General features: G+C 47.1%; 14 protein-coding genes. 5 read left to right on the forward strand and 9 right to left on the reverse strand.

Annotated features, from left to right (window positions below):
* The first annotated feature begins 26 nt into the window (after nucleotides 1-26).
* The 5 genes from F7D20_RS05325 (at nucleotide 27) to dinB (ending at nucleotide 7,381) form a co-directional block, all read left to right on the forward strand.
* Nucleotides 27-2,936 (forward strand): M16 family metallopeptidase, encoded by a 2,910-nt coding sequence (locus F7D20_RS05325; protein ID WP_158463150.1) that lies wholly within the window; start codon nucleotides 27-29, stop codon nucleotides 2,934-2,936.
* A gap of 206 nt (nucleotides 2,937-3,142) precedes the next feature.
* A complete protein-coding gene (locus F7D20_RS05330) occupies nucleotides 3,143-4,801 on the forward strand; it encodes a fumarate hydratase (protein WP_158463151.1) in 1,659 nt (552 codons plus the stop codon).
* A 264-nt stretch (nucleotides 4,802-5,065) separates the two neighbouring features.
* Nucleotides 5,066-5,362: a nucleotidyltransferase family protein gene (locus F7D20_RS05335; RefSeq protein WP_022252671.1), complete on the forward strand. Its 297-nt coding sequence runs from the start codon at nucleotides 5,066-5,068 to the stop codon at nucleotides 5,360-5,362.
* Nucleotides 5,337-5,720, forward strand: a complete 384-nt coding sequence (locus tag F7D20_RS05340) for a HepT-like ribonuclease domain-containing protein (protein ID WP_158463152.1) — start codon at nucleotides 5,337-5,339, stop codon at nucleotides 5,718-5,720. The genes F7D20_RS05335 and F7D20_RS05340 overlap by 26 nt, the downstream gene beginning before the upstream one ends.
* 539 nt (nucleotides 5,721-6,259) lie before the next feature.
* Entirely contained in the window at nucleotides 6,260-7,381 is a 1,122-nt protein-coding gene (dinB, locus tag F7D20_RS05345; protein WP_158463153.1) for a DNA polymerase IV, read from the forward strand.
* A 203-nt stretch (nucleotides 7,382-7,584) separates the two neighbouring features.
* Here the strand turns inward: dinB and F7D20_RS05350 are convergent, their stop codons facing one another.
* From F7D20_RS05350 to F7D20_RS05390, 9 genes are all read right to left on the reverse strand, one after another.
* Nucleotides 7,585-9,192: a glycoside hydrolase domain-containing protein gene (locus F7D20_RS05350; protein ID WP_158463154.1), complete on the reverse strand. Its 1,608-nt coding sequence runs from the start codon at nucleotides 9,190-9,192 to the stop codon at nucleotides 7,585-7,587.
* Nucleotides 9,193-9,204: 12 nt separating this feature from the next.
* Entirely contained in the window at nucleotides 9,205-10,590 is a 1,386-nt protein-coding gene (locus tag F7D20_RS05355; RefSeq protein WP_158463155.1) for a DUF4960 domain-containing protein, read from the reverse strand.
* Between the two features lies 1 nt (nucleotide 10,591).
* Nucleotides 10,592-12,316 carry a RagB/SusD family nutrient uptake outer membrane protein gene (locus F7D20_RS05360; RefSeq protein WP_158463156.1) on the reverse strand — a complete coding sequence of 575 codons (1,725 nt, stop codon included), beginning with the start codon at nucleotides 12,314-12,316 and terminating at the stop codon, nucleotides 10,592-10,594.
* Between the two features lie 14 nt (nucleotides 12,317-12,330).
* Nucleotides 12,331-15,441 carry a SusC/RagA family TonB-linked outer membrane protein gene (locus F7D20_RS05365; protein ID WP_158463157.1) on the reverse strand — a complete coding sequence of 1,037 codons (3,111 nt, stop codon included), beginning with the start codon at nucleotides 15,439-15,441 and terminating at the stop codon, nucleotides 12,331-12,333.
* Between the two features lie 225 nt (nucleotides 15,442-15,666).
* Nucleotides 15,667-17,028 (reverse strand): ATP-binding protein, encoded by a 1,362-nt coding sequence (locus tag F7D20_RS05370; RefSeq protein WP_158463158.1) that lies wholly within the window; start codon nucleotides 17,026-17,028, stop codon nucleotides 15,667-15,669.
* Nucleotides 17,029-17,310: 282 nt separating this feature from the next.
* Nucleotides 17,311-17,763 carry a helix-turn-helix domain-containing protein gene (locus F7D20_RS05375; protein ID WP_158463159.1) on the reverse strand — a complete coding sequence of 151 codons (453 nt, stop codon included), beginning with the start codon at nucleotides 17,761-17,763 and terminating at the stop codon, nucleotides 17,311-17,313.
* Nucleotides 17,764-17,962: 199 nt separating this feature from the next.
* On the reverse strand, nucleotides 17,963-18,853 hold the full coding sequence (locus F7D20_RS05380; protein WP_194253501.1) for a carbohydrate kinase family protein: 891 nt from the start codon (nucleotides 18,851-18,853) through the stop codon (nucleotides 17,963-17,965).
* Nucleotides 18,854-18,894: 41 nt separating this feature from the next.
* Nucleotides 18,895-20,052 carry an MFS transporter gene (locus F7D20_RS05385; protein WP_158463160.1) on the reverse strand — a complete coding sequence of 386 codons (1,158 nt, stop codon included), beginning with the start codon at nucleotides 20,050-20,052 and terminating at the stop codon, nucleotides 18,895-18,897.
* A 37-nt stretch (nucleotides 20,053-20,089) separates the two neighbouring features.
* Nucleotides 20,090-21,817, reverse strand: a complete 1,728-nt coding sequence (locus tag F7D20_RS05390; protein WP_158463161.1) for a DUF4980 domain-containing protein — start codon at nucleotides 21,815-21,817, stop codon at nucleotides 20,090-20,092.
* Nucleotide 21,818: the final 1 nt, after the last annotated feature.

The following is a 21,818-nucleotide window of genomic DNA, read 5'->3' on the forward strand; positions in this document are numbered from 1 at the left end:
TTTATACAACATAAAATCATAAAAGTATGAGTTTAAAATCTATCATGCTGGCGGCACTCTTCACATCGGGTGCGCTTTGTGCCAGCGCAAAAGACTATCATTACACCACCGTACCAGGCGATGCAATGCAAACACGCATCTATACTCTCGACAATGGTCTGAAGGTATACATGTCAGTTAACAAGGAGAAGCCTCGCTTGCAGGTCAACATCGCTGTAAAAACAGGTTCGCGTAATGACCCTGCCGAGACTACTGGTCTGGCTCACTATCTGGAGCACCTGATGTTCAAAGGCACCAAGAAGTTTGGCACCATCGATGCCGCCAAGGAGAAGCCATACCTCGACGAGATAACCCGCCGCTACGAAACCTATCGTAAGCTCACCGACCCAGCACAGCGCAAGCAGGCTTACCACGAGATTGACTCCATCTCACAGTTGGCTGCCAAATACAACATCCCCAACGAGTACGACAAGCTCATGTCGAGCATCGGTAGCGAGGGAACAAACGCCTATACCAGCAATGATGTCACCTGCTACGTGGAGAACATCCCAAACAATGAGATAGAAAACTGGGCCAAGGTACAGAGCGACCGCTTCCAGAACATGGTCATCCGTGGCTTCCATACAGAGCTGGAGGCTGTGTACGAGGAGAAGAACATCTCCATGGCAAGCGATGCCACCAAGGAGTTTGCTGCTCTCTGGAACCTCCTCACTCCTACCCATCCTTATGGCACACAGACTACCATCGGCGAGCAGGAGCACCTCAAGAACCCAAGCATCATCAACATACAGAACTATTTCCACCGTTACTATGTGCCAAACAATGTGGCTATCGTCATGGCTGGCGACTTTGACCCCGACAAGACCATAGCTCTCATCGACCAGTACTTTGGCTCATGGAAGAAGAGCGACAACCTGTCACGCCCTGAGTTCGAGGCACAGCCTGCCATCACAGCAGTAAAGGACACCACGGTTGTCGGTAAGGAGCAGGAAAACATGATGCTGGCATGGCTCTTCAAGGGCGTCAACGACCAGCAGAACGACACCCTCGATGTCATCAGCGACCTGCTCGCCAACGGCAAGGCAGGACTCTTCGAGGTAGACCTGGAACAGAAGATGAAACTCGCCTCTGCAGGAGCCTTCAACTATGGTCTGCACGACTACACCGCTTTCATCGTTCAGGCACTGCCCAACAAGGGACAAAAGCTCGAAGACACACGTGCCCTCGTACTTGACGAGATGGACAAGTTGCGCCGTGGCGAGTTTGCCGACGAATTGCTTCCTGCTGTCATGGCAAACAAGAAGCTCAACTTCTACAAAGGACTCGACGACAACGAGAACCGAGCCAGCATCATGGTGGACGCCTTCATCAACGATCAGAAATGGGAAGACGTAGCCAAGCAGCTCGACCGCCAGAGCAAGTTGACCAAGAAAGATATCATCGACTTTGCCAACAAGCATCTGCGTGCCGACAACTTCGTATGTGTATACAAGCGCATCGGCGAGGACAAGACGCTCAAAAAGATTGAGAAGCCTGCCATCACTCCTATACCTGCCAACCGCGAGTATGAGAGCGATTTCGTCAAAGAAATCAAGAACGCAGAAGTGGCTCCTATACAGCCTGAGTTCCTCGACTTCAAGAAAGACCTCACCGTCACCAAGACCAGCAAAAAGCTGCCTTTGCTCTACAAACAGAACACACAGGACGACCTCTTCAACCTCTCCTTCCGTTATGAGTTGGGCGACGAGGATGACTTGCGCTACAGCTATGCTGCTGATTATCTCGGCTACATAGGTACCGACAAGAAGACCGTCTCTGAAATCAAACAGGCTTTCTATAACATTGCCTGCAACTATAGTGTGGCTCAGGGCACCAAGAGCCTCAGCATCAACATCAATGGTCTGAACGAGAACCTTCCTAAGGCACTCAGCCTCTTGGAGGACTTGCTGCATCATGCCAAAGCCGACAAGACTTCATGGAACCAGTATGTGGACCTCGTAGAGAAGAATGGCAACGACATGAAGGCCAACCAGAAGGCCAACTTCTCACGCTTGTGGGACTATTGCGTATATGGTCCTTACAATCCAAGCCGCAATCAGATTCTCCCTGCCGACCTTCGCAAGATGGATCCACAGGAGCTGATCAACCTTCTGGGCGCACTCGACAATATCGAGCACACCGTATTCTATTATGGTCCTTACAGCGAGAAACAGCTCAACAGCCTCCTCGCCAAAGAACATAAGACTGGCAAGAAACTCATCCCTGCTCCACAGGGCAAGGAGTACACCAAGCAGCAGCCACAGAGCAACGAGATTCTCATTGCTCCCTACGAGGCTAAGAACATCTATCTGCGCCAGTACCAGAACGAGGGTAAGACTTTCACCGACGACAATGCTGCCGTAGTAGGACTCTTCAATGAGTACTTTGGCGGAAGCATGAACGCCATCGTCTTCCAGGAACTCCGCGAAACAAGAGGTCTGGCTTACAACGCAGGTTCTTATTATGTACGCCCTGGTCGTAAGAACGATACAGAATACTTCTTCACTCATATCATCTCGCAGAGCGACAAGATGATGGACTGCATCAACGTGTTCAACGAGATCATCAACAACCTGCCACAGAACGAGGCTGCATTCAACCTGGCTAAGCAGAGCCTCATCAAGAGCCTGCAGAGTATGCGTACCACTAAGGACAATGTGCTCTACGCTTACTTCAATGCCAAGCTGAAGGGACTCGACTACGATCCCAACAAGAAACTCTATGAGGCGCTCCAGAACGTGACACTTCAGGACATCACTAACTTCGAGAAGCAGAATATCGTAGGCAAGCCTTACCGCATGGTCATCCTCGGCAACGAGAAAGACCTCGACATGAAGAGCCTCGAGAAGATTGCGCCTATCAAGCGCCTCTCTCAGGAAGAGATCTTCGGATTCTGATTTTTTATCAAGAATTTGAGAATTTAAGAATATTCCAAGGCTAATCATTAGGAAGAATGAAGATTGGCAGGAAGTCTGTTCGCTGTGCGAACTTCTTTCTCAATAATTCAACAGATAAGGGGAAGGAAAAATTCTTTAATTCTCAAATTCTTGACAAAACAAAACAACTTGAATATTTCAACAGTATAATAACAACAAAAAACATTATGGCAAAAGCTCCAGATTTTAAGTACGCTCCAATGTTTCAGCTTGGAGAGGACAAGACAGAGTATCGCCTTATCTCAAAAGAAGGCGTAAGCACAGCAGAATTCGAGGGAAAAACAATCCTCAAGGTTTCAAAGGAAGCACTTACCCTGCTCGCACAGCAGGGTTTCCACGACGTAGAGTTCATGCTCCGTCGTGAGCACAATGCACAGGTAGCTAAGATTTTGACCGACCCAGAGGCATCTGAGAACGACAAATACGTAGCTCTCCAGTTCCTCCGCAATGCAGAGACTGCCGTGAAGGGCATCCTCCCATTCTGCCAGGATACAGGTACTGCCATCATTCATGGCGAGAAGGGTCAGCGTGTATGGACCGACTTCGAGGACGAAGAGGCTTTGAGTTTGGGTGTTTACAACACATACACACAGGACAACCTTCGCTATTCACAGAATGCTCCTCTCAACATGTATGATGAGGTAAATACCCGTTGCAACCTGCCTGCCCAGATCGATATCGAGGCTACAGAGGGCGACGAGTATCGCTTCGTGATGGTTGCCAAGGGTGGCGGTTCTGCCAACAAGACCTACTTCTACCCTATGACCAAGGCCACTATCCAGAATGAGGGTACATTACTCCCATTCCTCGTTGAGAAGATGAAGAGCCTCGGTACAGCAGCATGTCCTCCTTACCACATCGCATTCGTTATCGGTGGTACTTCTGCCGAGAAGAACCTCCTTACCGTGAAGCTGGCTTCTATCAAGTACTATGATGAGTTGCCTACAACAGGTGATGAGACTGGTCGTGCCTTCCGCGACATAGACTTGGAGAACAAGCTCCTCGATGAGGCTCACAAGATTGGCTTGGGTGCACAGTTTGGTGGTAAGTACTTGGCTCACGACATCCGTGTCATCCGTCTGCCTCGTCATGGTGCCAGCTGCCCTATCGGTATGGGTGTAAGCTGCTCTGCCGACCGCAACATCAAGGCTAAGATCAACAAGGACGGTATCTGGTTGGAGAAGATGGACGAGAACCCAACAGAGTTGATTCCTGAGGAACTCCGCAACCCAGGTGAGGGTACCAAGGGTATCGAGATCGACCTCGACAAGGGTATCGACGCCGTACGCGCTGAGTTGAGCAAATATCCTGTCAGCACCCGTGTCAACCTGAAGGGAACCATCATCGTGGCTCGTGACATCGCTCATGCCAAGCTCAAGGCTCGCTTGGATGCTGGCGAGGAGATGCCAGAGTACTTCAAGAACCACCCTATCCTCTATGCTGGTCCTGCCAAGACTCCAGAGGGTTATCCATGTGGCTCTATGGGTCCTACCACAGCCAATCGTATGGACCCATACGTTGACGAGTTCCAGGATCATGGTGCCAGCTTGGTCATGATTGCCAAGGGCAACCGTGGCGACATCGTGACAGAGGCCTGCAAGAAGCATGGTGGTTTCTACCTCGGTACTATCGGTGGTGTAGCTGCCGTTCTGTCTCAGAGTTCCATCAAGAGCATCGAGTGCGTAGAGTATCCTGAGCTCGGCATGGAGGCTATCTGGAAGATTACCGTAGAAGACTTCCCTGCATTCATCCTCGTAGACGACAAGGGCAACGACTTCTTCAAGCAGCTGAAACCCTGGACACCTTGCAAGGAGTGCCAGAAGTAAAATCACACTTATCTTTACATAAGGGGTGTGCCATGGATTTGTGGCACACCTTTTTTTATATTAACAGCTACCTTATCGTCAACCTTCAGGTTTAGTTTGAAAGTTACCTCTTTTGCGATAACAATTTTATTAAAATACTTGGATTATTCGATTCTTTTTTCTATATTTGCAGCGTGCTTATATTATAACTGAAGATTATGAAGAAGAGTAAAAACAAAAAGATTCGATTTGCATTATCCATACCTGAATAAAAAGACAATGATTATGAAGTCAAGAGAATACTACATTTCGCTGATATTATCTCACGCCGAGGAACTAAAAAGTAACTTCGGAGTAAAATCATTACGTCTCTTTGGTTCTGTTTCCAGAAATGAACAGAAAGAAGGTAGCGATGTTGATATATGTGTAGATATGGAACCGAAAATGTTTCTTGTTGTTAGACTTAAGCGCTTTTTAGAAAACTTACTGGAATGCTCAGTCGATATAGTAAGAATACACAAACGTATCAATCCATACCTTCTTAAAGAAATAGAACATGACGGAATATACATTATCAAATAGAATAGCAGGTACCTTATTGCAAATAAAAAAAGCTATAGAACAATTGCAAGATTGGAATAAGGATATACAAAATGTAGATGATTACTATAGTACGCCAGAAGGCATGAAAAATCTTGCAGCCAGTTGTATGCTTATAGAGGCTATTGGAGAAGGGGTTAAACAGATAGATAAATTAACCCAATCCCGTTTGTTAGATGAACGTCCAGAAATACCTTGGCAAGATGTCATAGGCATTCGTAACCATATTGCACATGGCTATTTTGATATTGACGGAGATATTGTATTAGACGTTATCAAAAATAATCTTGACGAATTGCTGGCTGCCATTAATTATTTTATCACAAAATTCTCTATTTAAGTATGAGAACTTTCGCTTGTTTCGAAAGTTTGAGAAGTCAAAGACAATGTTAGGTAAACCCCTATTGCGATAACAATTTTATTAAAACACTTGGATTATTCGATTCTTTTTTCTATATTTACTCAAGTTTCGCAAGTGGTTTAAGTACGGGCTAAGAGCTTCTTCCCTTCCTACAGGCGTGCTGTTAGAAACAACGTTTACGGCACAATTCCATATGGAGCAATGAAAGAAACAACGTTTACAGCACCATTCCGTATGGAGCAATGAAAGAAACAACGTTTACGGCACCATTCCGTATGGAGCAATGAAAGAAACAACGTTTACGGCACCATTCCGTATGGAAGATTGACCTCAGTCCCTATAGGGATGAAGCCTCGTCCCTATAGGGATGCGAAAACGACGTCTGATGGCTAAAACTTCTAACGTCCGAAGAGAGTGATATCTTCTCTAACATCTATAACTTCTGAACCCAGCGAAAGTTGAGAAAGATAGAAATGAAATTTGCATAAACAAGGATTTATTTGTATTTTTGCATGAGAATGGAGAATAGAAAGATCATTCACATTGATATGGATGCCTTCTTCGCGGCAGTAGAGCAAAGAGACAATCCGGAACTTCGGGGCAAACCCATTGCGGTAGGCTTCGACGGTCCACGGGGTGTGGTGTCAACAGCCAGCTATGAGGCACGTCGCTTCGGCGTACATTCTGCACAGTCTATCGCACAGGCAAAACGCCTCTGCCCCGACCTCATCATCGTACCTTGCCGACACGAACATTATAAAGAGGTGTCGCAGCAGATTCACCACATCTTTCAGGATTATACCGACCTCATAGAACCTATCTCTATCGACGAGGCCTTTCTCGATGTCACCCATAATAAGAAAGGTATAGAGCTGGCTGTAGATGTGGCACGCGAAATCAAGGCACGCATCAAAGCCGAGACAGGACTCACCGCATCGGCAGGTATCAGCTATTGCAAGTTTCTCGCCAAGGTGGCTTCCGACTATCGTAAGCCCGACGGCATCTGCACCATTCACCCCGACAAGGCTCTCGACTTTATCTCTCAACTGCCCGTGGAAGATTTTTGGGGCGTAGGCAAGAAGACTCTGCAGAAGATGCACTACATGGGAATTTACCGCGGAGCCGACCTGCGTAAGGTTTCAGAACAGCATCTCGTCGAGGTTTTTGGCAAGGCTGGTCATGTCTTCTACCATTTTGCACGTGGCATCGACAATCGCCCCGTCGTTACGTATCGCGAAAGGAAGTCTGTGGGATGCGAGCAGACTTTTTTAGAGGATATATACACTCCCTCTGCCGTCATCATACAACTCTATCACACCGTCCTGGAGTTGCTTACCCGCATAGAACGCAGCGAGTTCGAAGGCCGCACCCTCACCCTGAAAATCAAGTTTGCCGACTTCACCCAGATAACAAGAAGCATCTCGCAAGACAAGATTCTGAAGAGCAAGGCCGACATACTGCCTCTCTCCAAACTTCTGCTCAAGCAGGTGGAGTATTCCTCCGCCCACCCCATCCGCCTCATTGGCCTCTCAGTGAGCAATGCCACAAGCGAAGAAGCCAAGAAAGAAGACCGTGAGAACAGCACCCACAAACCCGAGTACAAGGAACTGGAATTGGAATTCGAGGAATGGGATGAGTAGTTCCCCGTATTGATTGAAGTCCATTCAGAACTCTGCTCCTAACCTTCCGAATATGAGTTCATGTAGCTGTATTTTTTCATTCTCATTTTCGTAAATGGGGAAGATTCCTAAAAAAACGAAAAAGGCCCATCCCCCAAAAAGGGAGATGAGCCTCGCAAAGTTATGGTGTTTTGAAAAACGATGTGTCTGATCTACTTTCTCAATTAATACTGACTAATTTTCAGATTGCTAATCTTGACGTTGGCGCCATTATAGCTATTGATACTCCAGCAGTTCTTCTGGATGCCATAGATACGGTTGGTATAGCTGCAGACATCATTGATGTACATTACACAGATGCTGTTGTCGGTATAGATAGTGATGTTGTACACATTGTCGGCAGGACGGGCAAACACGTAACCATCGATTCCGGCAATGAAGCCCTTACCCTCTACGCCTTGTTCCTCGAAGTTTACCTTGCGGACGTTCTCGTTCTCAGGGTTGACAACCATGGTGTAATACTTCTTAGAGTCAGAGCCACGAACCATAGAGATACCAAACTTATCCCATTTGTTGGAAGTGGTGACGGTGAAGCTGATCTTGTTGTGACTGCCCAAGCGGCCCATCAGCATGTAGGCATCAGGCTGCTCGGCATTGCCTGCAAGCGTATAAGTGCCATCTGCCTCGGTCATATTCTGGCTCTCCTTCACCTCTACGGCAACATCCTGGTTGTACTTCTCGCTCACAGCATCAATCTGTCCAAGTGTCAGCGTACCGTCCTCATGCTGGATGAGCTTATAGCAAACCAAGTTGCCAGCCCACTCTGGCTCTGCAGGCGAAGCACCCACAGCAGTATTGTCCTTACCGCTTCGAGTAGGACACCAGCCCCACAAATAGCGGTTGGTACCATCGCTGGCAGTCTTGCCGGCATAAAGACCACGGCTGTCGAGGAAACCTTCGTGAGCATCAGGCCATCTTGCCGCATCGTTGGCGGTACAAGCCTTCAACTCGTCAAGTGTTCTTCCCTTGAAATACTGCACTCTGCGTACAGCATGATGAAGTTCGCTATACACCAAGTACCAATAGTCGCCCATCTTGAAGAGGTCAGGACACTCGTAGAAACGGTCCCACATCATGGTCATGAACACACCATTGTCAGTCCAGTTCTTCAAGTCATCAGATACGAACTCAGCTAAGCTACCCTTGCCACCCTTCTTGGTGGAGACAAGCATGTGGAACTTGCCATCATCACCCTTAAACACGAATGGGTCGCGGAAGTCGTTCTTATCGTAGCCGAAGTCCTGACCTTTGATCAAAAAAGTACGATCCTTGGTCCAGGTCTTGAAATCAGCAGAAGTTGCTACCATCACAGCCTGTGCGCTCTCGTCACCTGTAGGCTTATACTTATTACCTGTATAGAATGTATAGTAAAGCTTGCTTGCCTCATCATAGATGGTAGAACCAGTACCGATGGCAGCATCCTGCGACTTCAGGGTGCCACAAGAAACCAGTTCACCCAAAGCAGTATAGTGGGCAGCATCCTTGGTACTTACACCCCAGATGGGGTGGTAAGTTCCTTCAGGATTAGGACGGAAGTCCTGCAGATACAACACCTTGAAATCGCCAGCCACTGGATCGAAGAAAGGCATAGGGTCGCCCACATAGCCCACAGCAGGCTTGTAATAAGTATCCTGTGCTGCAGCATCGGATGAGTTGAAATAAGTGGTGGTAGACCAGTCCTTCTGCTCGGGGGCAGCATCGCTGTCGCTGCATGAAGCGAGAGGCAAAGCGAGGCATGATGCCAATATTATAGAATTTATCATTGTCTTCATTTTTGTTTATTGTTAATGGTTCATAAGATAATTAAATGCATTCTTGGTCATGAGGGCCACATTAGCATGGAACTTCTCTGTGAAAGGACCTACGCTGTACCAATCGTAGCAACCAGTACCTATACAGAGCGTCTTACCAGAAGTACCTGTTGCTGGGTACTCCCAGACAACAATGGCTCCATCGCCACCATAACCAAGATCGACACCACCAGTCTTCTCTCTCCATACGGCATAGTTGTCAAAACCACCCCAGTCAGTTCCAATATGCCATTGAGCTGTAGAGTTGGTTATGCGGTAGTTGGCATCAGTAGTGTATACACTGTTGGCGTCATCACCTTTCACCAGTCCCTGATAGAGGGCGTGGTCAGAATGATATCCTGCAGCATCATTGCCCATCTTGAATTCCCAAGGACCTCCACAAGTCTCGGCATCATTCTCCACCTGTCCCCAGCAGTTATTAGGTGCCAATCCGTTCTTGTCGATACCCAACTCACCAGGCATATTGGTAGCGTAACGTGTGAAGAGGAAGGAACCACCAGCCTTATAGTAGTCTCTCAGCACAGCCTGTGCGGCAATAGCCTCAGGAGCAGCCTGCTCGAATTTTGCCTTACCGTCCACTCCACCGTCTTTGTGGAAGTGCCACCATATCACCTTACACTCACTCAAGTCTACATTGCCATTCTTGATATCAGTAAACGAAGCATAGATAGAGTTGTCCACATTCGCGAGCATCCACTCGCAGGCAGCCTTCTCCTCAGGCACCAGTTCGTCCATCGTCAGAGCCAAGCTTGCGAATACAGCAGTAGGCTTGCCTATCTGATTGACGGTTACGGTGTAAGTGCTTGTAGCCGTATTGTTGGTTACGGTATAGACCACAGGATTCGTGAAGTCGACTGGTGCACCCGAAACAGGTGCGACAGTAGCATTCTCGCTCACCTTGATAGAAGGTATCAGCTTGGTGATGTCCACCGTCTTTGGCACATTAATGTTAATGGTCTTGTTGCTCTCGTTTATGACTCCTGTATAGATACCATTCACCTTGAAAGAGAGAATCTTTGCCTCATCGCGCTTGGCAACGAGAGTCCAGTCGAGGAACACATCGCCATTCTTCACGCGCAAGGTCTGTGCAAGGAGCATATTCATCTTGTCGCCCACCTTGGCATCACACACAGCACCATCGCTGAGTGTGAGTTTGCTCAAGGTCATCTGACTGATGTCGTAGGTCTCAGGCACGCGTACGGTAATGGTACGTGCAGCCTTGTCTACTGTTCCTTCATAATCATCGAGTGCCAGTTCAGTAACAGAACAGCCTCCTGTGAGCTGCAGGTCGGACACATTATCCTCGCTGCAGGCTGTGAGGGCAAGAATGCCCATCAATATAAATAATAATTTCTTCATATTACCATCCTCCTATGTTCTGTGTGTAATGTCCGTCGGAAGCCGCTACCTGTGAGAAAGGTATTGGCAGATATTCGTTCTTGTTGGCTGTAAAGTGAGCTTCTCCATAGATAGAGCAGTTGTTGGTCTCCTCAGCAAAGTACTTGTTGAGCACCTTCTCTGCCTCACCCCATCTCACGAGGTCGAAGAAGCGTTCACTCTCCATACCCATCTCCAAACGACGCTCCATCTTCACAATCTTCAGAGCATCTTCCTGGCTGTAAGAACCATTATAGGTAGAGATATTGAACTTCACGCCATAGTCAGAAGGATAATTAGCTATCATACCTGTACTCTGCTTGGCACGCAGGCGAATCTTGTTGACCAGCTTGATGGCCTCACCCGTCTCGTTGAGCTGCGCATAAGCCTCAGCACGCTCCAAGAGTACGTCGGCATAACGGAACACGATGCGGTTCATTGGTGTACCCCACCAAGAGCCCTTTACCATGTAACCACAATCAGGATCTACGTTCTGCTTCAAGGTTACATAATAACCATAAAGTCCATTAGAACGGCTCCATGTGGAGCTGGCATCCATCATGTACTTGCTGTTGAACTCGTATGGAAGACCAGTCAGACCTACAGTGAGGAACAGACGTGGGTCAGCATCCTGTGTCAAATCGTAGTCCTTATTATTAAAGGTGTCAATGAAAGGATGACCGTCGGCATCGGTACGATAGGCGTTCACAAGATTCTGACTGGGCTTGTAGAAGTCACAACCTCCATCGGTAACACCAGGGATATTAGGCACGATAAGACCATAGCTCCAGTTCAGGTTACCATTCTTGGTACCGTCGTTGATAGAATACTGCATGGCCCAGATGCTCTCCACACCATTCTCGTACTGTGTCTCAGGACGGAAGTTGTTGTGGAAGTCAGCCTCGAGATCGAAGCCACCTGCGCTATAGATGTCAGGATTGCTATACTCAATGACCTTTAGCAAGTCTTCTCTGTTGATGCTGGTCACCTGATTGGATGAAGGATCGTCCTGGCGATAAGCCTTATAGAGATAAGCCTTGGTGAGGAAGGCTGCAGCTGCAGCCTTGGAAGGACGGCCCTTATCGGTCTGCTTCACTGGAAGCACACTATAGGCATACTCCACATCGTTGATAATTTGCTGCCAACCCTCATCGTTGTTGAACTCAGTGTTGGAAAGGGTATTGTAGTCTTCCTGCTTCAGGTTGGCATCCATGATGAAAGGAATGTTCTTGTAGAGACGCTTCAGCAGGAAGTGGGCGTAGGCACGCAAGAACTTCATCTCGCCTAAACGCTGATCCTTGAGCTGATAGCTGTCGCTGGTGGTCTCAAGCACAGAGATGGCTGAGTTGACACGTGAGATACAGTTGTAAAGGCGCACCCACATATCGTTGATATTCCAGTTGGTAGTAAGCACACCCTGCTCTATCTCCAACTGATGGAATACGTCACCATCACTGGTTCCGTTGCCACCCTTATAGGCATCATCGCTGCGAACATCGAAGTTCCACATCGAGAAGGAAGAGTTGACATCTTCGGCTGTTGTGAAGACAGCGTAAGCCGAGATAACAAGATTATCCACATTGCTTGGCTCCTTCACCATATCGCTGTCGAGCACGCCCTGCGGTTTCTGGTCATCCAAGAAGTCAGAACAACTTGTCGTACCCACCAAAGCAAGAACGGTAAGGACTGAATATAATATCTTTTTCATATATTTTGACTCTTTTAGAATGTTACGTTAAGACCAAATGTAATGTTAAGTGGTATAGGATATCCATAGTTTGGATTCTCAGGATCTACACCAGTAAAGCTACTGCTCTTGATGGTGAACAGGTTCTGTGCGCTGACATACATACGCAGACGTTGCATAGATAGCTTAGAGACTATGTTCTGTGGCAAATTGTAACCCAACTGGATAGTGCGCAGTTTCAGATAACTGCCATTCTCTACCCAATAAGTAGATACACGTTTCTCGTTATTATTGTCGGAAAGGGTAACTGCAGGAATATTGCTGGATGGATTGTCCACACACCATGCATTCAACAGACGATGTCCCTTGTTCAAGAAGCCGATGTTAAGACCAGCCCAGATGTCGGTCTCACGCTTCAGGTCAGAGATGATGTCTACACCCTGCACACCCTGGAAGAAAGCTGTGAAGTCGAAGTTCTTGTACTCCAAGTAGATGTTGAAACCATAAGTGAAGTCGGGCACCGGATCGTAAATCCAAGTCTGGTCAAGCTCAGTAATCTTACCATCATGGTCGAGGTCTCTCCAGCGCATACGTCCAAGACCAGCACCTTCTTGAGTGGCATGGTTATCGATTTCTTCCTGGCTCTTGAAGATACCATCGCATACATATCCTACCTGTGCACCCATAGGATGACCGACAACACTCTTCACGCCATTACCACCAAAGGTACCATTAGCTGCTACAGTAGTAGGCAGTGCTGTAATTTCGTTGCGATAAGAAGAGATATTGGCTGTGATGTCATACTTCAGACCGAAGTTGGTCTTATTGCGATAACCGATGTTGAACTCGAAACCGCGGTTCTCCATCTCGCCTGCATTAATCCATTGTGAGCTTCCCTCACCCATAACGGCGATACCTGGCATATAAACCAAGATGTCCTTGGTCTTCTTGAAGTACCAGTCGAAGTTACCATAGAGAGTATTGCCAAAGAAGGCGAAGTCGAGACCCAAGTCGGTCTGTGTGGTTGTCTCCCACTTGATGTCGTCGTTACCAATCTGGTTGCGCTTAAAACCTGAAGGCAATGTGCTTCCGCCATTGGTTCCTGCGATATCGTAAGAGGTACCATAGCTCTGACCACCATTCTCGCTCACTCCATAGTTGCTAACAAAGATGGTATAGCGAGCCAAGTTGTCGATTTCCTGGTTACCAGTCTGTCCCCAAGAAGCACGTATCTTCAAATCGTCAATCCAAGAAGCCTTCTTCAGGAAGTTCTCCTGATTGATACGCCAGCCTGCAGATACAGATGGGAAGGTGGCATAACGATTGTTCTTACCGAAACGAGAGCTACCGTCACGACGGATGGTGAACGAAGCCATATATTTGTCGGCATAGTTGTAGTTGGCCTTACCGAAGAAAGACACGAGCGAATAGCCAGATCCTCCACCGTAAGCCTGTGCTCCGGTAGTACCTGCATCAGGCCACATATAATCGGGGTTGAGTACTGCGAAACCTTCCTTGTAACCAGAGAAGTAGATGTCGTCCTGACGATTAAGCTCCATACCTGCCATGAGGTCGAAGCGATGCTGACCTATCTCCTTATTATATGTAGCCACAGCATTCCACATCCACTTGGTCCAGTGTTCCTGCTTGGCCTCTACTGCATTCTTGTCGTTAGCCACATTACCTTCGGTAATAGGATAAGTAAAGAATCGCTGCTGCTTCTGTGAGTAATCGAGACCAAAGGTGGAACGGATGTTAAAGCCCTTGAAGAGGTTGAGGTTTACATAAGCATCACCAAACATACGCCAGTAGGTATAACGGTTGTCCTTGTTGCGTTCCAACACTGCTACAGGGTTATTACGGTCTGGATAACCTCCTACAGGACCTGCATAGTTGCCATCCTCAGTATAGATAGGCAGAGATGGATTGAACTGCAACACATTCTGCAAGAAGCCACCAGGAGCTGCAACCTCAGAAGTACGGTTGACAGTGAAGTGCTCGCCTACAGTAAGACAATTATTCTTCAAGAGTTTGTACTCTGTATTCATACGAGCTGAGAAGCGGTTGAAATCAGAATGTTTGATAATTCCCAAGTTCTTGTAGTAACCCAAAGAGAAGAAGCTGCTACCCTTGTCTGAACCCTTACTAACAGATACGTTATACTGCTGTACTACACCTGTGCGAGTTGTCTCATCAAACCAATCAGTATCAGCAGCAGGTGTTGTACCCGCATCGTCGAGATACTTCTTCATACTGATGCCGTTGAGCACAGGGTTGCCCTGCTCGTTATAGCTCCAGTCGTAGCTGTAGCCCAGACCATTGGTATTAGGATCCATACCATCGTTCATATAGGCACGCCACATCACCTGACCAAACTCCTTTGCATTGAGGACATCCATCTTATGAGCATAAGTAGAAACCGAGATAGAGCCGTCGAAGTCTACCTTCACCTTGCCCTCCTTACCCTTCTTGGTAGTGATGATGATGACACCATTGGCAGCACGGCTACCATAGATAGAAGCCGAAGCAGCATCCTTGAGCACCTGAATGCTCTCGATGTCATTACCATTGAGTTCGTGCATACCAGACTTGGTTGGCACACCATCAACAATATAAAGAGGATCATTGTTGTTCAGCGTACCGATACCACGAATACGTACGGTGGCAGTTCCTGAAGGAGAACCGTCAGCTGTAATATTCATACCAGGAACGCGGCCCTGAAGAGCCTTGATAGGGTTGTTCTCGTTCTGCTTGGCTATCTCGTCAACGCTGACTACCGAGATGGCACCTGTCAGGTCGGCCTTGCGCTGAGTGGTATAACCAGTAACAACTACCTCGTTGAGCAACTTGGCATCTTCTTCGAGAACGATGCGCAGACCCTTGGCAGCCTTCACCACCTGAGTCTTATACCCCATAAAAGAGATAGAAAGTTTAGAACCGGACTGAACCTGCACCGTAAAGTTACCATCAATATCAGTAACAGTACCTGCATTTCCTTGTCCCCCCACTACGGTGACAGTGGCACCAATAACTGGTTCTCCACTGTTGTCGGTAACATTTCCACTTGCCTCTTCGACCTGGGCGAATGATACCGCACTGACGAGCAACAAGCATATGCTCATCAAGAGAGTTTTCATTTTCTCCATGTAAATAAAGGTTTTGTTAATAGTAATTCTATTTATTGTTTATTCAAATTTCTGGCAGCAAAGATAGCAAATCTCTTATTAACAACAGAGAAAAATTCGTTCATCACATGGCAATTATGTTACATGCAACAATTTTTATAGTATTTCGTTCATTTATATGACTTTTGTTTTTCAGAGAGTTAGAATAATCAGCACAAGTTAGAATAATGGTAGGAAACAATTCTTTCAAGTTCCAACAAGATTCCGGAGAGCATATAAAGGATAAATATCTATGACGCAATCCCCCTTTGTGAATCGTCCAAAATTTTCGAGCGAAGTACGAACAGCATGCGTGATGCCTTTCGCTTCGACAAAAGAATAAAGACTCTTCATGCCTCCTTTTACTTCAGCTTTGACCTCGATGGGTAAGATTTTCATATCCTTTGCCAGAATGTAATCGACTTCTGCCAAGGCCCCTCTGGCCTCACGCATCCAGAAATAAAGAGAAGGAACATTATCAGGTTGTTGGTTCTTGATGATTTCCAATCCTGCCACCATCTCCGTGATGTGCCCTTTGTTGACAAGGTCAGCTGCATTGCCTATCAATATATCTTCTGATATGGAGGTGATATTGCCGAAATCCATACCCAAGATGGCAAGCAACAATCCACTGTCTAAGAATAGGTATTTTACGCAATTTTCATCAGCCTCTGCACCTAAAGGAAATCCGTTGGCAGCCGTATTGCATACTGGGACGAGCAATCCGGCAAGCGTGAGCAAACTCAGAGCTTCCTTTATTTGGTACGACCTGAAATCACGAGACACCTGACTATATACAAACTTGCCTCCTATCTGGTGTGCGGCACTATGTAAGGTCTGACGCAACAGAGTGGTATTGGCACGTTTCTTATATTTTGCAAAATCCACCTCGTAAGTATATGCGATTTCCTTTTGCACAGCCTGACATTCCACGTAACTATGGGTATCAACCCATGTACTTACAGATTCCGGCATTCCGCCTACCATCAAATAGGTACGGAACAAGGAAACCAACTGTTCATGCAAAGCGGATAATAAAGGTTTCTCTGGAGAAGCTTCTCGCTTATATTTCTGTAATGAAAACATGCCAAGAGCATTCAGAAATTCATCGAATGACATGGGATACATAAACATGGAATGGATTCTACCTACACCGAAAGTAGGGATTTCGCTGAGTGCAAACTCTAAGAGAGAACCTGCAGCTATCACATGCAGCCCAGGCATGTCTTCCCAGAAAAAGCGCAAAGAAGAAATGGCTTCCTGGCACATCTGAATCTCATCGAAAAAAAGCAAAGTCTTTCCTGGAACAATAGGTTCACCTGTTATCGACTTAATCATCTCTACAATATGCTTTGCATCTCGATCGCCTTTGAATATCTCAAGGTATGCAGGCTTGCGTTCAAAGTTGATTTCAACAAAATAGTCAAACTGTTTCGCCAAGTGGCGAACGGAAGAAGATTTGCCTACCTGTCTGGCTCCTCGGAGTAAAAGAGGCTTGTGGCGTGCGCTGTTTTTCCACGCCATTAATGATTCATCTATCTGTCTGCTAAAGTATTTCTTGTCTTCCATTTTTGCCAACTTTGATTGATTACTTTTATCTTTTATGACTATACCGCTGCAAAGATAACTATTTTTACGTGATAATCAATGCTTTAGATGCTAAAAATGCTAAAAAGCAAAGATATAATCAATCGTTTTTTGACAAAAGTCAAAGATATAGCATGCCTTTTTTTGACGAAAGTCAAAGATATGTCTGTTCATGTATCTTATCCCAAAAGACTATTGTCCCTTAACTTCCCGAACGACCGAAGGGAGTGATAACTTCTTTAACTTCCCCCTAACTTCTCTATGTCAGTCTCTCAACTCTGTCGGGTTGATGCCGAACTGCTTCTTGAAACAAGCTGAGAAGTAACCAGGAATGGCAAAGCCCACCTCGGCAGCCACCTCACTGATGGTCTTGTCGGTTTGCTTCAGGAGCGAATAGGCTTTTTGCATACGCATCTCTCTGAGCACCTCGGCAGGAGTCTTGCCGGTAAGCGCCTTCACCTTGCGGTACATCTGCACCTTGCTAAGACTCAGTTCTGAGCCCAAGTCGTCCATACGAAGGTTGGCGTCACCGATATGCAACTTGGCTGCCTTCTTAAACCGCTCCAAGAACATGCGGTCGTAAAGAATGACGGGAATACCGGCACGGTAGGCACGCTCTATCGCTGGCGCAACAGTCTTGACATCACTGGGAGCCACCACCAAGACGAGCAACAAAAGGACTACATATAATATAATGTGCTTCTTTCCGGTTTTCATTTTTGTATCGTTTTTGTTTACGCAGTAGCAATATGCAAAAATATAAACAAAAATGAAAACCCACAAATAAGACAAATAAAAATTAATATCTTTTAATAGCAAAGACACACAAAAAGGACTTCGCCGCCCTTGGAAATCATGCCCAGGTAAAGCGAAGTCCTTTATCAAAATATCAACTACCAAATACTAAAAACGAAACTTACTTCGTATATTTCTCAGGAAGCACAGGCATAGCACCATGCTGGGTGCACACATATGCACTTACCTCTACTGCCAGCTTGTGAGCCTCGGCAATGCTCTTGCCCTTCAGAATGCTGGCACAGAAAGTACCAGTAAAGCTGTCGCCTGCTCCTACAGTATCGGCAACTTCTACCTTTGGAGTTTCCTGGAACGACTTGAAGCCTGGAGCAAAGACATAGCTGCCGTTCACACCACAGGTGAGCACGAGCATGTCGAGATTGTACTTACCGAGGATGAGCCAGCACTTGTTCTCGATGTCAAGACCGGGATAACCGAAGAGACGGCCGATGGTAATCAATTCCTCATCGTTGATCTTCAACACATCGCAACGCTTCAAACTCTCACAAATCACTTCTTTGGTATAGAAGTTCTGACGCAGGTTGATGTCGAAAACCTTCAGGCAGTCCTCGGGAGTATGGTCGAGGAACTGATAGATAGACTTACGGCTTACCTCGTTGCGCTGAGCCAAAGAGCCCCAGCATACAGCTCCAGCATTGGCAGCCACCTCCTTGATGTCGTCGGTGAAGGGGATGTTGTCCCATGCCACACCTTCCTTGATGTCATAAGTAGGCACACCCTCTGCATCAAGCTCCACCTGTACGGTTCCAGTAGGGAAGTCCACACGTGGCATCACGTACTTGAGGTGCTTCTCGTCCAACAGGCGGAGAGCCTCATCGCCCAACAAGTCGCTGCCTACAGCACTGACTGCTACTGACTGCAAGCCATGCTGACCGGCGTGATAGGCAAAATTGGCAGGAGCACCGCCCAACTGAGAACCTGTAGGCAGCACATCGAAAAGGATCTCGCCCAAACCTACACAATATTTCTTGTCCAAATCTTCTATTTTCATAATCTTTGTGTTTTTAATTCAAGTTTTGCAAGTTCAGAAGTTTACATCTTAACCTTATTAATATAAGAGAACAGATAGAGCACGCCTACTGACATCACCAGCACGGCACCAATCTGTCCGATGGCATCGCTGGCAACACCCATAATGAGCGGGAACACCGTACCGCCAAACAAGCCCATGATCATCAGACCGCTCACCTCGTTCTTCTTCTCAGGTACAGAGAGGAGAGCCTGCGAGAAGATGATGGAGAACACATTGGAGTTGCCGTAACCCACCAGGGCAATAGCGATATAAAGCATCATCTTGCTCTCGCCGAAGAAGAGACCTGCCATACTCAGCGCCATCATCACGATGCTGATGGTGAAGAACACACGGGGCTTCATCATACGAAGGAAGACGGTGCCTGTGAAACATCCGATGGTACGGAAGATGAAGTAGAGCGATGTAGCAAAGGCAGCCTCGTTGAGTGTCCAGCCCAGACGCTCCATCAGAATCTTTGGAGCGGTGGTGTTGGTGCCCACGTCGATACCTACATGACACATGATGCCGATGAAGGAAAGCAGCACGATAGGCTTGCCCAAGAGAGCCAAACAGTCAACAAAGCCAGAGGCCTTGCCCTCGGTCTTCTCCTCCTCAATAGGAGTTCCTGCCAGGAACAGCGTTGCGCACACACCGATAATCATATAGATGGGGAAGAGCACACGCCAGCCCAATCCAAACTCAGGAATGCTTGCCACTGCACCCCACATGGCAATATATGGAGCCATAAAGGAAGCAATAGCCTTCACAAACTGACCGAATGTCAATGTTGAAGCCAAATTCTTACCGGATGTGACGGCAGAAACCAGCGGATTGAGCGATGTCTGCATCAGCGCATTACCGATACCCAAGAGGGAGAACGATACAAGCATGATGCCGAAGGTTTCGCCAAACAAAGGCAGAAGAAGAGAGATGACTGTCACCAAGAGTGAGAGCAGCACGGTCTTCTTACGACCTATCTTATTCATCAACATGCCCGTGGGCACAGAGAAAATCAGGAACCAGAAGAAAACCAATGATGGGAACAGGTTGGCTGTAGCATCATTCAGGTTGAGGTCTTCTTTCACATAGTTGGAGGCTATACCCACCAAATCCACAAATCCCATTGCGAAGAAACAAAGCATCACAGGGATAAGGGTCAATTTCATAGACTTATTCATATCTTGTTTGTTATTTTTTTGAAGTGAATATTAGCTGTTATTTTCCAAGTTTGTAAACTTGATACTTACCCTTTCTCTTTCCTTTCACAACAATCTTATTATAGGGTTTGCTTGGGAACACGAGGTTGGTCATCGCCATCTTGCCCTCAGCATCCAAGACCTCGATACTGCTCTTGTCGATGAAGATTCTGAACTGGCTGATCTTTCCATAGGTAGGAGCCTTAGTGACAGCAGCAAACTCGTTGCTGAAGTCGGTCTTGCCGCTCTTTGTACGGTCCATCTCGAAGGTCTCAGCCTTGGCATTATAGGTCATCACCACCTTCTCGCCCTTGTCGTTGCTCAGGGTGATAGTGGCATTGCCCTTCACATTGACCACAGCCTCGCAAGCCTCTGAGAGAGCCTTTGATGTCTTCTTGCTGCGTGCAGCTGTCATCTCGGGAGAAGGAGTCACACTGCAATAGGTCTCGCCCTTGTACTCGAAGAGTCCTAAGTCACGGGCTATAGAGTTGGCAGAACGGTACTGCAGGGTAGGAACCTGATTGGCATACTGCCAGTTGCTCATCCATGCTATTGCCACACGGCGTCCGTCGGGAGCATTGTCGAAAGTGACGGTGGCATAATGATCCTTACCATAGTCCATCCACTTGGTGACCTCGGGCTTGCTCTCGCAAGTAAACTTGTGTCCGTCGAACTCACCAATGAAGTATTGTGTGGCAGAACCGCCGAAAGGACCGCCAGGATTGATGTTGCAGAGAAGCATCCACTTCTCCTTGTCGGTGCCGCGAACCTTCAATTTCATCAGGTCTGGGCATTCCCACACACCGCCATGATTGCCGTACTCTGCACCGAAAGAGCTCTCGTAAGTCCAGTCTTTCAGGTTGTCAGAAGAATAGATGTTCATCTGCTGACCGGCAGCAAGAATCATGTTCCACTTCTTGATATCCTCGTTCCAGAACATGTGAGGATCGCGGAAGTCGGGCACGTTGCTTGTGATGATAGGGTTGCCCTCATACTTGGTGAAGGTCTTTCCGTTGTCAGTACTGTAGGCCATGCTCTGGGTCTGGTTCTCACCAGCCGAGGTATAGAGAGCTACGACAGCACCCTCGCCGAAGCCAGCGGTATTCTTCTTGTCGACAACAGCAGAGCCGCTGAATATCGTTCCTATCACATCTGGCTCGATAGCTTCACCCTCAAACTTCCAATTTACCAAATCGGTAGAGGTAGAATGTCCCCATGTCATATTTTCCCACTGCGACCCATAAGGATTGTGCTGGAAATAAAGATGCCATACGCCATCCTTATAGAACATACCATTAGGGTCGTTCATCCAGCCATAGGCAGGAGTATGATGATAGAGAGGACGATACTGCTCACGGTTCTTCATGTCGAAGCTGTCGGAGAACTTCATTCCCTTCCAGCATCCGAAGTTGGCAATACCGCCATCGTTACGAGCCTGTCCGTCGACATGAATATCGAGCATCAGTCCCTTCTGGCTCTTGTAAGCCTCCAAGTCGAGAGGCACGTAATAATCTACGTGCGTATTGGCAAGGCGGACATTAAAAGTCTTCAACTGCTGGTTGTTGGCTATCACCTTGACATGACTCAGTTCGGCACTCTCCTGAACAGGTATCAGGAGATATTTCTCACTCTGGTGAATACGATAGAGGCAATGGTTGTTACTCAGGAATTGAGTTTCCTGGGCTGAGGCTGTCATACCAGCCAACAGGAGCATCATGCTCAACACAGTTTTTCTGATTGTTCTCATT

Source organism: Segatella copri (assembly GCF_009495355.1).
Lineage (GTDB): Bacteria > Bacteroidota > Bacteroidia > Bacteroidales > Bacteroidaceae > Prevotella.

Coding starts and splice junctions, on each gene's coding strand:
- F7D20_RS05325 (WP_158463150.1), top strand. CDS start 27: ATGAGTTTAAAATCTATCATGCTGGCGGCACTCTTCACATCGGGTGCG.
- F7D20_RS05330 (WP_158463151.1), top strand. CDS start 3,143: ATGGCAAAAGCTCCAGATTTTAAGTACGCTCCAATGTTTCAGCTTGGA.
- F7D20_RS05335 (WP_022252671.1), top strand. CDS start 5,066: ATGAAGTCAAGAGAATACTACATTTCGCTGATATTATCTCACGCCGAG.
- F7D20_RS05340 (WP_158463152.1), top strand. CDS start 5,337: ATGACGGAATATACATTATCAAATAGAATAGCAGGTACCTTATTGCAA.
- dinB (WP_158463153.1), top strand. CDS start 6,260: ATGGAGAATAGAAAGATCATTCACATTGATATGGATGCCTTCTTCGCG.
- F7D20_RS05350 (WP_158463154.1), bottom strand. CDS start 9,192: ATGAAGACAATGATAAATTCTATAATATTGGCATCATGCCTCGCTTTG.
- F7D20_RS05355 (WP_158463155.1), bottom strand. CDS start 10,590: ATGAAGAAATTATTATTTATATTGATGGGCATTCTTGCCCTCACAGCC.
- F7D20_RS05360 (WP_158463156.1), bottom strand. CDS start 12,316: ATGAAAAAGATATTATATTCAGTCCTTACCGTTCTTGCTTTGGTGGGT.
- F7D20_RS05365 (WP_158463157.1), bottom strand. CDS start 15,441: ATGGAGAAAATGAAAACTCTCTTGATGAGCATATGCTTGTTGCTCGTC.
- F7D20_RS05370 (WP_158463158.1), bottom strand. CDS start 17,028: ATGGAAGACAAGAAATACTTTAGCAGACAGATAGATGAATCATTAATG.
- F7D20_RS05375 (WP_158463159.1), bottom strand. CDS start 17,763: ATGAAAACCGGAAAGAAGCACATTATATTATATGTAGTCCTTTTGTTG.
- F7D20_RS05380 (WP_194253501.1), bottom strand. CDS start 18,853: ATGAAAATAGAAGATTTGGACAAGAAATATTGTGTAGGTTTGGGCGAG.
- F7D20_RS05385 (WP_158463160.1), bottom strand. CDS start 20,052: ATGAATAAGTCTATGAAATTGACCCTTATCCCTGTGATGCTTTGTTTC.
- F7D20_RS05390 (WP_158463161.1), bottom strand. CDS start 21,817: ATGAGAACAATCAGAAAAACTGTGTTGAGCATGATGCTCCTGTTGGCT.